Origin of the sequence: Streptomyces iakyrus, assembly GCF_000717055.1 — a bacterium.
Classification (GTDB): Bacteria; Actinomycetota; Actinomycetes; order Streptomycetales; family Streptomycetaceae; genus Streptomyces; species Streptomyces iakyrus.
Window position 1 is genome coordinate 40,532 of the sequence record NZ_JNXI01000025.1, and the last position, 13,729, is coordinate 54,260.

Genomic DNA, 13,729 nt, shown 5'->3' on the forward strand with positions numbered 1-13,729 from the left:
GGCTTGTCGCGCAGTTCCCCGCGCCCCTGAAAGGCGACCAACCCGAAGGAGTTGAGCGGGCATGCTCGATCACGTCATCAAGGGCGCGACCGTCGTGGACGGGACGGGTGCCCCGGCATACACCGCCGACGTCGGCATCCGCGACGGGCGGATCGCTGTCATCGGTCGGCTCACCGAGGAAAGCCGAACCACCGAGGACGCCCGTGGCCTCGTCCTCACCCCCGGCTTCGTCGACCCGCACACCCACTACGACGCCCAGCTCTTCTGGGACCCGTACGCCACGCCCTCGCTCAACCACGGGGTCACCACCGTCGCGGGCGGGAACTGCGGGTTCACGCTGGCGCCGCTGCACCCGGACCGTCCCGAGGACGCCGACTACACGCGGCGGATGATGTCCAGGGTCGAGGGCATGGCGCTGGTGGCGCTGGAGGAGGGGGCGCCCTGGAACTGGCACTCCTTCGGGGAGTACCTGGACGCACTGGAAGGGCGGATCGCCGTCAACGCCGGGTTCATGGTGGGGCACTGTGCGCTGCGGCGGTACGTGATGGGGCCGGACGCGGTAGGCGGACAGCCGAGCCAGGAGCAGCTCGCCGCGATGGTGCGGCTGCTGCGGGAGGCCATGGACGCCGGGGCGTGGGGGCTGTCCACGACCCAGTCGAGCAGTCACTCCGACGGGGACGGGCAGCCCGTCGCCTCACGGCATGCCCAGCCGGCCGAGCTGCTGGCGCTGTCGCGGGCCGTGGGGGAGTGCGAGGGTACGCAGATCGAGGCGATCGTCGCGGGCTGTCTTGACCAGTTCAGCGACGCTGAGATCGACCTGTTCGTGGAGATGAGCGCGGTGGCGGGGCGGCCGCTGAACTGGAACGTGCTGACGATCGACGCGGCCGTTCCCGAGCGCGTGCCCCGGCAGTTGCTCGCGAGCGAGCAGGCGCGGAAGGCGGGCGGCAGGGTCGTGGCGCTGACCATGCCGATCCTCACGCCCATGAACATGTCGCTGGGGACGTTCTGCGCGCTGAACCTCATCCCCGGGTGGGGGCCGGTCCTCGGGCTGCCCGTGCCCGAGCGGATCGAGAAGCTGCGCGACCCGGACGTGCGGGCCGAGCTGCTGCGGCGGGCCGACTCCAAGGAGGCGGGCGTCTTCCGGCGGCTCGCGAACTTCGGGCGCTACGTCATCGGCGACACCTACAGCGAGGCGAACGCCGGGCTCACCGGGCGCGTGGTGAAGGACATCGCCGAGGAGCGCGGGCAGGAGCCCTTCGCCTGCCTGGTGGAGATCTGCGCCAACGACGGGCTGCGCACGGTGCTGTGGCCGATGCCGACCGACAACGACCCGGCGTCCTGGGCGCTGCGGGCTCAGACCTGGCAGCACGAGGACGTGCTGCTCGGCGGGTCCGACGCGGGCGCCCACCTGGACCGGATGTGCGGGGCGCCGTACACGACCCGGTTCCTCGGGGACTGCCTGCGGGGGCGGAAGCTGGTCGGTCTGGAGCAGGCCGTGAAGATGCTGACCGACGACCCGGCCCGGCTCTTCGGGCTGCGCGAGCGGGGGCAGGTGCGCGAGGGCTGGCACGCCGACCTGGTGCTGCTCGACCCGGGGCGGATCGACGCGGGCCCGGCCACCCTGGTACACGACCTGCCGGGCGGCAGCCCGCGCCTGGACTCCCGGGCGCTGGGGGTGCGGGCCGTGTGGGTCAACGGGGTCGAGGCGATCCGGGACGACGTGGTGACCGGGGCCGTTCCGGGCCGGGTGCTCCGCTCGGGGCGGGACACCGAGACGGTGAGCACGCGGTGACGGCACGGCAGCCGCTGTTCGTCGGCGGCTCCTGGGTGGAGCCGGACGGCGGGCACTACGAGGTGACCGACCCGGCGACCGAGGAGACCGTCGGCTGGGCGCCGGAGGCCTCGCGGGACCAGGTGCTCGCGGCCTGTGCGGCGGCCCGCGAGGCCTTCGGACCGTGGTCGCGCACCGCACCGGAGGAGCGGGCCGCGGTCCTCGGCCGGGCGGCGGGGATCATCGCCGCCCGGCGAGAGGAGTACGCGTCACTGGCTCAGGCGGAGACCGGAGCGACCTTCGGCACCGCGCGCGGCATGCAGGTCGGCGTCGCCGCCGCCCGCTTCCGGCGCTACGCGCGCGTGGAGCCCGCCGAGTGGGCGATCACGCCCCAGATCAACGAGGCCGGGCCGATGGGGAAGGCCGGTGTCGTGGGCGCCCTGGCCGTCCGGCAGCCCGTCGGGGTCGTCACCTGCGTCACCTCGTACAACAACCCCTGGGCCAACCCGGCCGGAAAGGTCGCGCCCGCCCTGGCCATGGGCAACACGGTCGTGGTGAAGCCGGCCCCGCAGGATCCGCTGTCGGTCTACCGGATGGCGCAGGCGCTGGAGGAGGCGGGTGCGCCGCCGGGCGTGGTGAACATCGTGTCCGGCCGGTCGACCGCGGTCGGCGAGGCGGCCGTGGCGTCGCCGGACGTCGACATGGTCAGCTTCACCGGCTCCACGGCGGTCGGGCAGAGCATCGCGGAGGTGTGCGGGCGCGACATGAAACGGCAGTTGATGGAGCTGGGCGGGAAGGGCGCCGCGGTCGTCTTCGACGACGCCGACCTCCGCTCGGCCGTCGCCGGCATCGGCACCACCTTCTCCTTCTACAGCGGCCAGATCTGCACGGCACCGACGCGCGTCCTGGCGCAGCGCGGCATCCACGACCGGCTGGTGGAACAACTGGCCGCCTACGCGGACCGGTTGAAGGTCGGAGACCCACGCGAGCCGGACACCGTCGTCGGGCCGGTGATCTCGGCGGCCCACCGGGAGCGGGTGGAGTCGTACGTCGAACTGGGCCGGAAGGAAGGCGCGGTGGTGGTGGCGGGCGGCGAACGCCCGGACCTGCCCCGTGGCTTCTACGTCGCGCCGACCCTCCTGGCGGACTGCACCAACGATATGCGCGTGTCCCGCGAGGAGATCTTCGGGCCGGTGGTGGCCGTCGTCCCCTTCGACGACGAGGAGGAGGGCATCGCGCTCGCCAATGACACCGACTACGGGCTCATCGACTACGTCTGGTCGGGCGACGTGGCCCGGGCCTTCCGGGTGGCCCGGCGGCTGCGGGCCGGCGGGGTGGGCGTGAACACCGTCGGCCGCAACATGGAGGCGCCCTTCGGCGGCTTCAAGAAGAGCGGCGTCGGCCGGGACGTCGGCTCCTACGCGCTGCACGCCTACAGCGAGGTGCAGGCGATCGTCTGGCCGGGCTGACGCAACTCCTCAGCCGTCCAGGTCCACCCGCACCGTCAGCAAGTTCGTCCCGAGCGCCCGCACCCCCAGGCTGTTGACCCGGGGCAGCCCCCGCAGCCGCGCCACCGGATCGTCCTGCGGCATCAGATGGGCGGTGCCCTCGTGCCAGCGCCCGCGGATCCGCACCCGTACCCGCGGATCCGCCTTGATGTTGCGCACGTACTGCGACCGTTCGCCGAACTCCGACACCAGCCAGAAGGAGCCGCCGACGCGGCGCCCGCCCACCGGTGTCCGGCGGGGCTGTCCCGAGACGCGGCCCGTCGTCTCCAGGACCGTCTGGAGGGGCAGGCGGCGCAGGAGCGGGTTGAGGCGGCGCTGGACGGCGGTGGTCGCGCGGAACCTCAGGTCGGTGCGGCGGGACATCGGCTGCGGGTCTCCTTCGCACGAAGCGCTCACGGTTTCTGCAAGGGATCCTGCTTCAATGATCCCCCACGCGGCAACGAGGAGAGCGGGTGGCTGCGGATGCGGATCGTGACCTGGAACTTGTGGTGGCGCTTCGGGCCGTGGCAGATGCGGCAGAAGGCGATCCTCACGGCCCTGCGGGAGCTGCGGCCCGACATCGTCGGACTGCAGGAGGTGTGGGCGGCCGGAGGCGAGAACCTCGCCGAGTGGCTGGCCGGTGAGCTGGGCCTGCACTGGGCCTGGGGCGCCTCGCCCGCCCCCGAGCGCTGGCAGCGGCGGATCGGGGACCCCACCGTCGGCATAGGCAACGCCGTGCTCAGCAGATGGCCGGTTCTCGACCAGGACGTACTGCCGCTGCCCGCCCCGGCCGACACGGACGACGGCCGCCTCGCCCTCTACGCCCGGCTGGCCGCCCCCGGTCACGAAGTGCCCTTCTTCGCCGCCCACTTCACCTCCGCCCCGGCCGCTTCGGCGGTCCGCTGCCACCAGGCCGCCGCGCTCGCCGCCTTCGTCGCCCGGCACCGCGGCGACACCCACTTCCCGCCCGTCGTCACCGGCGATCTCAACGCCTGGCCCGACTCCGACGAGGTCCGCCTCCTCGGCGGCTACAAGACCGCCCCGGCCGTGCCCGGCCAGGTCCTCCTCGACGCGTGGGAGTACGCCGCCCCGGCCGCCCCCGCCGCGACCTGGGACACGGCCAACCCGTACGTGGCACGCACCCTGGAGCCCAGCGTGCGCATCGACTACATCCACGTGGGCCCACCCGGCCCCGGCGGACTCGGCCACGTCCGCGCCGTACGGCGGGCCTGCGACGCCCCGGTCGACGGGGTGTGGCCCTCCGACCACGCGGCGGTCGTCGCCGACCTGGGGACCGACACCGCCTAGTCGCGCCCCAGGAAGACCGGATTGGTGAACGCCGCCAGCGGCCCGGGGAGCGGTCCCGCGGCCGCCTCGTGGCGCAGTTCGGCCCGGACGTACGCCGCGTACGACGGTGTCGTCCGCCACTCGACCACGCCCGAGCCGGCCACCGGCAGCGGGGCGCCGGTGTGGACGACGCCCTGGTCGGTGACGAGGCGGACCGTGCAGCGCGGGGCGCCGGTGACCTCCAGGCGGACGGTGACCGGGGTGTCGCGGCCGACGGTGAGCCGCTCGCCGATGCCCGCGTGCTCGCCGCGTCCGCCGGAGGCCCGCAGCGACAGCGCGACCCGCGCGGACTCGGCGACGTAGGAGCGCCCCGCCCGGATGCCCTCCTGGATGGCCTCCCGGGTCAGATCGTCGGCGAGGACGACCGTCTGGGGGCTGCCCACCGCGTCCGGGGAGCGGTGCGCGTCGCTGCTGCCCATGGCCGGGATCCAGTCCCGCCCGTCCCGCACGGACGCCACCAGCATGCTGTCCCAGTCGGCCAGCGCCACCTCGTCGTCGGGCGTGTAGGGGCCGTTCCACACCTCGACCGCGTCCGCCTCGCCGAAGCCGAACTTCCAGTTGCAGCCGATGCAGGTGGCGTGCGGGTGGGCCGGGACGACCAGGCCGCCGGCGCGGCGGATCTGCCGGGCGAACCGGCCGAAGCGGTTGTCACGGGCCCGGTAGCGCCAGTCGACGAAGGTGCCCGGGTCGGTGCCGAGCGCGACCACGTGCCCGTTCCTGGTCGTGACCTCCTCTCCGAGCATGACCAGCAGGTCGTCCCCGGCCACGTCGGCCCAGTGCGCGTGCGCGGCGTGCGTGTTGTGCTCGGAGGAGTTGATGAAGTCCAGGCCCGCAGCCCGGGCCAGCTCCCCGATCTCGGCGGGGGTGCGGCGGCCGTCGGAGTGCCAGGAGTGCAGATGGCAGTCGCCCCGGTACCAGGCCCGCCCCCGCCCCTTGGCCCGCTCCGGCGGATACACCGGCTCGACGGCCTCACCCGGCGCCCCGTACGTCAGCGTGACCGTGATCTCGTACGACAGGCCCTGCGGGGCGACCGTGTACGGGCCGAGCGCGATGTGCCAGGTGCCCTCGCGCACCGGGCCCGGGAGGTAGCCGGGCGTCGCGTCGTCCGCGCGGATGAAGAACTCCGTGCGCGCCCCGCCCGACCAGCCGCGGAAGCCCCGGCCGCCCAGCTCGGTGCCGCGGTCGTCGAAGACGCCGATGTCGAGGGCGTTGCCCAGGGTGCCGGCCGGGACGGACGGCCGGTCGTAGGTGTAGGCGACCTTCAGCTCCCGGACCCCGGCCGGGACCTCGACGGGCACGTACACGAAGTCCGGGGAGCCGGGCGGCAGCGTGCCGCGCACGGTCCTGCTCTCCTGGTCCCCGTCGGCCGCTGAAGCGAAGCTCACGCTTCCCAACGTAAGCGCGGCCGCCGCTCCCGTCACGAACAGGGCGCGCCGGCCGAGCCCGCCGTGGCTGTCCTCGCACATGCTGCTGCTCCCAAGGTGTCGTCGGTGACAAGGCATGGGTGGTGCAGGGGTTGCGTGCAACCCTGGTATTCAGCCGTGAACGCCCGCGCACGGGAAGGGGATCGGCGGTTTTCGCCGAAACGGCGGCCGCCGAATGCCGACCGGTCGGTATCGACAGTCGACTCTCCCTCGGGTACAGATGAGCCATGCGCATCGCCGTGACGATCTTCCTCACCGACGAGACGATCACTCCGACCCGGCTGGCCCGGGAGCTGGAGGACCGCGGATTCGCCGGGTTGTACCTGCCCGAGCACACCCACATCCCCGTGGAGCGGACCACGCCGTACCCGGCGGGCGGTGAACTGCCGCCCGAGTACGGCCGCACCCTCGACCCCTTCGTGGCCCTCGGCCAGGCCGCCGCCGTCACCGAACGGCTCGGGCTCGGCACGGGCATCACGCTCGTCGCCCAGCACGACCCGATCGACCTGGCCAAGCAGGTCGCGACCCTCGACCACCTCTCCGGCGGCCGGTTCACGCTCGGCCTCGGCTTCGGCTGGAACGTCGAGGAGGCCGCCGACCACGGCGTGCGGTGGAGCACCCGGCGCGAGCTGGTCCGGGACCGGATGGCGCTGATGCGCGCCCTGTGGTCGGAGGAACCGGTCGCATACGACGGGGAGTTCGGCGGCGTCCGGGCCAGTCACGCGTATCCGAAGCCCGTGCAGAAGCCGCGCGGTCCCGTCGTGGGCCCGCGCACGCTCGTCGGCGGGGCCGCCGGGCCCAAGCTGTTCTCCCACATCAGCGAGTACGCCGACGGCTGGCTGCCGATCGGCGGCCGGGGCCTCGGCGAGTCGCTGCCGGTCCTGCGCGCCGCCTGGGCCGACGCCGGCCGCGACCCCCAGGCCCTCCAGGTGGTCCCCTACGCCGTCCACCCGACCCCGGGCAAGCTCGCCCACTACGCCGACCTCGGCATCGAGGAGGTCGTGGCGCAGCTGCCTCCGGCGGGGGAGGCGGAGGTGCTGAAGACCCTGGACGGCCTGGCCGCCCACCTCTGACAACTTCCCGGCCCGGCAAGCCGGTTGGCGCCCCTCTACTAAACTACCGTTCAGTTCACCACGGGGGGAGAGAGCGTCATGCGGCTTGCCTGGTTTTCCTGGCTCCTGCGTCATTTCACCGAGTACGGCTACAGCCAGGGGCTGCTGCGTGCCGCGATCGGCACGACGGCCGTGCTGGTGACCGCCGCGCTGGTCTGGTTCGCCCTGCACCGGAACAGACCGGCCGCCGTGGCCGCCGCCTGCTTCGTCTCGGCCCTGGGCATCGGCTGGCTGGCCTTCCACTGACGGGGCTGCCCCGAGCCTGATCAGCGCACTCGTATGCTCGAAGAATGACGACTTCCGCGACCTCCGGAACCGGACCCACCGACAACTCCATGCGGCGCGCCCTGAAACGGGCCAGGGACGGTGTCTCGCTCGACGTCGCCGAGGCGGCGGTGCTGCTCCAGGCCCGGGGTGAGCAGCTGGAGGACCTGTCGGCCTCGGCCGGCCGGGTGCGGGACGCGGGGCTGGCGGCGGCCGGGCGGCCGGGCGTCATCACGTACTCCAAGTCCGTCTTCATCCCGCTGACCCGGCTGTGCCGCGACAAGTGCCACTACTGCACGTTCGTCACCGTCCCGGGCAAGCTGCGCCGGGACGGGCACGGGATGTTCATGTCGCCGGACGAGGTGCTGGACATCGCCCGCAAGGGCGCCGCCCTCGGCTGCAAGGAAGCCCTCATCACCCTCGGCGACAAGCCGGAGGACCGCTGGCCGGAGGCGCGCGAGTGGCTCGACGCGCACGGCTACGACGACACCCTCGCCTACGTCCGGGCCATCTCCGTCCGCATCCTGGAGGAGACGGGCCTGCTCCCGCACCTGAACCCGGGCGTCATGAGCTGGACCGACTTCCAGCGCCTCAAGCCCGTCGCGCCCAGCATGGGCATGATGCTGGAGACCACCGCGACCCGCCTCTGGTCGGAGCCGGGCGGCCCCCACCACGGCTCTCCCGACAAGGAGCCCGCCGTGCGCCTGCGGGTGCTGGAGGACGCCGGGCGGTCCTCCGTGCCCTTCACCTCGGGCGTCCTCATAGGCATCGGCGAGACCTACGAGGAGCGCGCCGAGTCGCTGTTCGCGCTGCGCAAGGTCTCCCGCGCCTACCACGGCGTCCAGGAACTGATCATCCAGAACTTCCGCGCCAAGCCGGACACCGCGATGCGCGGCATGCCCGACGCGGAACTGGACGAACTGGTCGCCACGGTCGCCGTCGCCCGGCTCCTCATGGGGCCGAGCGGCAACATCCAGGCCCCGCCCAACCTCGTCGACGACGAGTACGAGCGGCTGATCGGCGCCGGCATCGACGACTGGGGCGGGGTCTCCCCGCTCACCATCGACCACGTCAACCCCGAGCGCCCCTGGCCGCAGATCGAGCAGCTCGCCGAGAAGTCCCGGGCCGCCGGGTTCGAGCTGCGTGAACGGCTGTGCGTGTACCCGGAGTTCGTGAAGCGCGGCGAGCCCTGGCTGGACCCGCGGCTGCGCCCGCACGTGGCAGCGCTGGCCGACCCGGAGACCGGCCTGGCCCGCCCCGAGGCCCTCCCGCAGGGCCTGCCCTGGCAGGAACCCGAGGAGGTCTTCGTCGCGTCGGGCCGCACCGACCTGCACACCTCCATCGACACGGACGGCCGCAGCTCCGACCGCCGGGACGACTTCGACGAGGTGTACGGCGACTGGGGCGCCCTGCGCGAGGCCGCCGCCCCGGGCATGACCCCCGAGCGCATCGACACCGACGTGCGCGAGGCCCTGCGCACGGCCGCCGACGACCCGGCGAGGCTCACCGACGACGAGGCGCTGGCTCTGCTGCACGCGGACGGCCCGGCGCTGGACGCGCTCGCCCGGGTCGCCGACGACGTGCGCAAGTCGGCCGTCGGCGACGACGTCACCTACATCGTCACGCGGAACATCAACTTCACCAACGTCTGCTACACGGGCTGCCGCTTCTGCGCCTTCGCCCAGCGCCGCACGGACGCCGACGCCTACACCCTCTCCCTCGACCAGGTCGCCGACCGGGCCCAGCAGGCCTGGGAGGTGGGCGCGGTGGAGGTCTGCATGCAGGGCGGCATCCACCCGGACCTGCCGGGCACGGCGTACTTCGACATCGCGCGGGCCGTGAAGGAACGCGTCCCGGGCATGCACGTGCACGCCTTCTCGCCGATGGAGGTGGTCAACGGCGCGACCCGCACCGGCATGTCCGTCCGGGAGTGGCTCACGGCGGCCAAGGAGGCGGGCCTGGACACCATCCCGGGCACGGCCGCCGAGATCCTCGACGACGAGGTCCGCTGGATCCTCACCAAGGGCAAGCTGCCCGCGGCCGACTGGATCGACGTCGTGACGACGGCCCACGAGCTGGGCATCCGGTCGTCCTCGACGATGATGTACGGGCACGTGGACCAGCCCCGCCACTGGCTGGGCCATCTGCGCACCCTGGCCGGCATCCAGCAGCGCACCGGCGGCTTCACCGAGTTCGTGACGCTGCCGTTCGTGCACACGAACGCGCCGGTGTACCTGGCGGGGATCGCCCGCCCGGGCCCGACCATGCGCGACAACCGGGCGGTCACGGCCATGGCCCGGCTGCTGCTGCACCCGTACATCCCGAACATCCAGACCAGTTGGGTGAAGCTGGGCACGGAGGGCGCGGCCGAGATGCTCCGCTCGGGCGCGAACGACCTCGGCGGGACCCTCATGGAGGAGACCATCTCCCGCATGGCGGGCTCGTCGTACGGGTCGTACAAGTCGGTGAAGGACCTCATCGCGGTGGCGGACGCCGCGGGCCGTCCGGCCAGGGCCCGCACCACCCTGTACGGGGACGTCGCCGAGGAGCGGCAGCGGGCGGCGGCCGCGTCGGACGGGCACCTGCCGGAGCTGCTGCCGGTGCTGGACTGACGGGCTACTGGCCTCCGGCGTCGGCCGGCTGATGCACCGGCAGGGTGCGGCGGGCCGTGGCGCCGGGGGCCGCGGTGGGCGGTGCGGTCCTGCCGCGGCCCAGCCAGAGCAGCAGCAGGCCGAGGGTGCAGGCGAGTGCGGGCCAGTAGACGTAGCGGAAGTCCGTCGCGGGCATGATCGGCAGATAGCCGAGGATGTAGGCCGCCGAGCTGATGCCCAGCGCCCGCACGGGCAGGGCGAACAGGCCCCGGCCGGGGCGGATCGCCAGCACCAGCGCGACCGTGAGCCAGAACCAGCCGCGGAACAGCCACGGCACGTCCTCGATCATGCCCTTGACGTACGTGCCGAGCGCGTCCTCCAGCCGGGGGTGCGCCACTGCGATGCCCAGGTCGTTGCGGGTGATCCCCGCCTTGTACGCGTAGTCGGTCTCGAACAGCAGGGTCGTGAAGAGCAGCAGGCGGTACTGGAGATAGCCCGGCACGTGCCCGCCCATCTCGCGCAGCCACAGCGACGTGATCGCGCCGGAGTCCCCGCGCAGCCCGTCGGCCGGGCGCCGGTAGCAGGCCCAGTAGGCGTCCGAGAGGGCGCCGACCCGCTCGCACTCCCGTGCGGAGGCCACGAGCCGGTCGCGCAGGGCGGGCGGCACGTCCGCCGACCGCAGCTCCTCCACGCTCAGCACGTGCACGAGGTCGTCGAGCATGATCTGGGCGCCCTGCTTGGTCTGGAGCGGCGCGGCGAACAGGGAGATGGCGGCGGCGGGCACGGCGAGCCCGGCCACGAGGGCCGCCGTGCACGCCACCCACGTACGGCGTCCGGGCCTGCCCCACAGGGCGAGGACCAGCATGACGAAGACGGGGGCCGCGGCCACGACGGCGTTCTTGCGCACCAGGATCGCGTAGGCGAGGAACAGCACGCCCAGCCAGAGCAGGCCCCAGCGCAGGGCCGGGCGAGGCGCGCCGTCCCGCAGCAGCAGGCCGGTGAAGGCGACGGCGCAGGCGGCCAGCAGCGCGAACGCCGCGTGTACGTCCTTCCACACCACCCCGGCGAAGTTCAGCACGAAGGGCGCGAGCCCCACGCCGAGCACGGCGAGTGACCCACTGCGGCTCCGCGTCAGCTCCCACACGCACCGGGCCAGCACCCACAGCGCGCCCCAGAGGACGGCGGACTGGAGGACGAGCATCGACGTGACCGACCCGGTCAGGGCGATGAGCGCCCGCCACACCAGGCTCAGCACCGGTGGATGCCAGTCGGTCAGGGGGGCCTTGCCCTGGGCCTGCCGGAGCTGGTCGAGACTGTCGGGACTCAGGAACCCGGGGGCGAAGACGAGGACCGTGGCCAGGCAGCAGAGCGCGGCGACGGCAGCCAGACCCCAGACCCAGCGCTGCGTAGGCGCCACCAGCGGCTTTTGTCCCATATGCCGGATGTTAGCGGCTCAGGATGCGACGAAGACGTAGCGCCGGTAGGCGTAGAAGCGGAACAGGGTCGAGAGGACCCAGCCGAGGATGCGGGCCGTGTTGTCGCTGAGCGGAGAGTCCAGCCCGAGCAGGTGCCGGGAGGCGAAGACCGTGCCCGCGGTGATGGCGAGCCCGACCCCGTTCGCCACGAGGAACAGCACGAGTTCGTGGGTCATCTTGTCGCGGTGCCGGCCGCGGTAGGTCCAGTAGCGGTTACCCACCCAGCTGAAGAGCGCGGCGGCGGCCGTCGCGATGACGGACGCCTGCACGGGAGCCGTCCGCATCACCCCGCCCTCCGCGCCGCCGGGCAGGCCGAAGACGAGCAGGTTGTAGCCGCCGTTGTCGACGACGAAGGCCAGGGCCCCGACGACGCCGAACTTGGCGGCCTCGCGCCAGATGCCCTTGATGGCGTCGCGCGCACGCAGCGTCACAGAGTCGAGGACCGGCACACGGCGAGCGTAACGACCGGGCGTGCCCCATCCGGTCAGGCGCGCTCATATCGCACTATGTCCGACTGTATGAGGTGCTGATGTATGAGGTGCTGACGGTAGGCGGAACCGGTCGAGGGAGGAGTGGTCGTGGAAACGACGATCGCGTGTGTCGTGCCCTGCCACAACGAGGAGGCGGCCGTCGGCAAGGTGGTGCGCGACCTGCGCGCGGCCCTCCCCGAGGCCGTCGTCTACGTGTACGACAACGCCTCCACCGACCGCACCGTGGAGGTCGCCCGGGAGGCCGGCGCGATCGTCCGGCAGGAGAACCGCAAGGGCAAGGGCAACGTCATCCGCCGCGCCTTCGCCGACGTCGACGCCGACGCGCTGCTCATCATCGACGGCGACGACACCTACGACGCCTCCCGCGCCCGCGACCTGGTGGACCTGCTCTTCGAGGGGCCGTACGACCAGGTCGTCGGCGCCCGGCGGGTGACGGCCGACGGGGCCTACCGGGCCGGGCACGCGGTCGGCAACAAACTGCTCACCGGGGCGGTGCGCTCCCTGTTCGGCAACGACGTGACCGACATGCTCAGCGGCTACCGGGTCTTCTCGCGGCGCTTCGTGAAGTCCTTCCCCGCGCTCGCCCGCGAGTTCGAGACCGAGACCGAGATGACCATCCACGCGCTGCACCTGCGGCTGCCCACCGCGGAGGTCCTCACCGACTACCGGGTCCGGCCCGCCGGCGGCGAGAGCAAGCTGCGCACCTACCGGGACGGCTGGCGCATCCTGCGGGTCATCCTCGACCTGGCGCGGCGCGAACGCCCCTCGCTGGTCCACACCGTCCTCGCGGGCGTCCTCGCCCTGGTCTCCCTCATCCTCGGCATCCCCGTCATCGCCGACTTCGTCGAGACGGGCACCGTGCCGAGGGTCCCCACGGCGATCCTCGCCGCCGCGATCATGACCATCGCGGCGCTCGTGCTGCTCGTGGGCTACATCCTCGAATCGCTCATGCACATGCGCCAGGAGCAGACCCGGCTGGTGCACCTCTCCTACCCGGCCCCGGTGCGCCCGCCGCGCTACGCCGCCCGCGGCGCCGGCACGGGCCCGGTCCCGGTCCGCAAGACCGCCCGGGACACCCCCTGAGGGAGCCGAGGGGCCGCGGGTGCGCAGTACGATGATCGGAACCCCGTTCCGACGCGGGGTCCCGTGACTGAGGAGATGCGTGCCGGTGCCTGCCCGACTTCCTTCGTGGGCCTGGGTGACCGGGCTGACCGTGGGAGCGATAGCCGCGGTGACGGTCCTGGGCGTACAGGCGGACCGGGGCTCGCACCCCACCGCCGCCTCGGCCAAGCCGAGCAGTACGGCCTCGGCGCAGCCCACCCCCACGGCGTCGGCCCCGGCGCGGGTGCCCGACGGCTCCGGTACCGGCCGGCGTGTCGTCTACTCCCTCGGCGAGAAGCGGGTGTGGCTGGTCGACGCGAGCGAGGCGACCCGCCGCACGTTCACCGTCTGGCCGGGCTCGGTCAGCCCCGACCCCGGCACCTACACCGTGTCGTCGCGCAACGCGGGTACGACCGGCTCGGACGGCGTCCAGATCGAGCACATCTTGTACTTCGCCGCGAAGGACGGGGTGTCCGTCGCCTTCTCCAACGCGGTCGACGGGGCCTCACCGCCGCCCGCCGCCTCCGGCACCAAGACGGGCGGAGTCCGGATGCGGAAGGCGGACGGCACGGCACTGTGGGCGTTCGGCACGGTCGGCACGACCGTGACCGTGGTCAAGTGACGTGCACCTCGGGCTGAGGCCCGAGGAATCCGGCCTTCTCGATC

General features: G+C 73.0%; 12 protein-coding genes. 8 read left to right on the plus strand and 4 right to left on the minus strand.

Annotated features, from left to right (window positions below; genetic code table 11):
* The first annotated feature begins 61 nt into the window (after positions 1-61).
* Together OO68_RS32915 and OO68_RS32920 are read left to right on the plus strand one after the other, a co-directional pair.
* Positions 62-1,792 carry an N-acyl-D-amino-acid deacylase family protein gene (locus OO68_RS32915; protein ID WP_033312869.1) on the plus strand — a complete coding sequence of 577 codons (1,731 nt, stop codon included), beginning with the start codon at positions 62-64 and terminating at the stop codon, positions 1,790-1,792.
* Complete coding sequence (locus OO68_RS32920; RefSeq protein WP_033312870.1) at positions 1,789-3,240, plus strand: aldehyde dehydrogenase family protein; 1,452 nt, start codon at positions 1,789-1,791, stop codon at positions 3,238-3,240. Before OO68_RS32915 ends, OO68_RS32920 begins: the two co-directional genes overlap by 4 nt.
* A 9-nt stretch (positions 3,241-3,249) precedes the next feature.
* Here the strand turns inward: OO68_RS32920 and OO68_RS32925 are convergent, their stop codons facing one another.
* A complete protein-coding gene (locus tag OO68_RS32925; RefSeq protein WP_033312871.1) occupies positions 3,250-3,642 on the minus strand; it encodes a nitroreductase/quinone reductase family protein in 393 nt (130 codons plus the stop codon).
* Positions 3,643-3,741: 99 nt separating this feature from the next.
* Here OO68_RS32925 and OO68_RS32930 point away from each other — a divergent pair, with 99 nt between their 5' ends.
* On the plus strand, positions 3,742-4,566 hold the full coding sequence (locus OO68_RS32930) for an endonuclease/exonuclease/phosphatase family protein (protein WP_033312872.1): 825 nt from the start codon (positions 3,742-3,744) through the stop codon (positions 4,564-4,566).
* On the opposite strand, the gene OO68_RS32935 is transcribed toward OO68_RS32930, so the two are convergent.
* Positions 4,563-6,071 carry a CehA/McbA family metallohydrolase gene (locus OO68_RS32935; protein WP_033312873.1) on the minus strand — a complete coding sequence of 503 codons (1,509 nt, stop codon included), beginning with the start codon at positions 6,069-6,071 and terminating at the stop codon, positions 4,563-4,565. The genes OO68_RS32930 and OO68_RS32935 overlap by 4 nt on opposite strands.
* A 185-nt stretch (positions 6,072-6,256) precedes the next feature.
* Between OO68_RS32935 and OO68_RS32940 the strand changes: the two genes are divergently transcribed.
* The 3 genes from OO68_RS32940 (at position 6,257) to OO68_RS32950 (ending at position 10,017) form a co-directional block, all read left to right on the plus strand.
* The gene (locus tag OO68_RS32940; protein ID WP_033312874.1) at positions 6,257-7,102 is read left to right on the plus strand and encodes an LLM class F420-dependent oxidoreductase; all 846 of its coding nucleotides are present in this window, start codon (positions 6,257-6,259) and stop codon (positions 7,100-7,102) included.
* Between the two features lie 78 nt (positions 7,103-7,180).
* Positions 7,181-7,387: a hypothetical protein gene (locus OO68_RS32945; RefSeq protein WP_033312875.1), complete on the plus strand. Its 207-nt coding sequence runs from the start codon at positions 7,181-7,183 to the stop codon at positions 7,385-7,387.
* 44 nt (positions 7,388-7,431) lie between these two features.
* Positions 7,432-10,017, plus strand: a complete 2,586-nt coding sequence (locus tag OO68_RS32950) for a bifunctional FO biosynthesis protein CofGH (RefSeq protein ID WP_033312876.1) — start codon at positions 7,432-7,434, stop codon at positions 10,015-10,017.
* Positions 10,018-10,021: 4 nt separating this feature from the next.
* Here OO68_RS32950 and OO68_RS32955 read toward each other — a convergent pair whose 3' ends face one another.
* Both OO68_RS32955 and OO68_RS32960 read right to left on the minus strand, forming a co-directional pair.
* Positions 10,022-11,431, minus strand: coding sequence for a hypothetical protein (locus OO68_RS32955; RefSeq protein ID WP_033312877.1), 1,410 nt, complete (start codon positions 11,429-11,431; stop codon positions 10,022-10,024).
* Between the two features lie 18 nt (positions 11,432-11,449).
* A complete protein-coding gene (locus tag OO68_RS32960) occupies positions 11,450-11,920 on the minus strand; it encodes a GtrA family protein (protein WP_033312878.1) in 471 nt (156 codons plus the stop codon).
* Positions 11,921-12,043: 123 nt separating this feature from the next.
* On the opposite strand from OO68_RS32960, the gene OO68_RS32965 reads away from it, so the two are divergent.
* Positions 12,044-13,045 carry a glycosyltransferase family 2 protein gene (locus OO68_RS32965; protein ID WP_033312879.1) on the plus strand — a complete coding sequence of 334 codons (1,002 nt, stop codon included), beginning with the start codon at positions 12,044-12,046 and terminating at the stop codon, positions 13,043-13,045.
* 85 nt (positions 13,046-13,130) lie between these two features.
* Complete coding sequence (locus OO68_RS32970; protein ID WP_033312880.1) at positions 13,131-13,685, plus strand: hypothetical protein; 555 nt, start codon at positions 13,131-13,133, stop codon at positions 13,683-13,685.
* Positions 13,686-13,729: the final 44 nt, after the last annotated feature.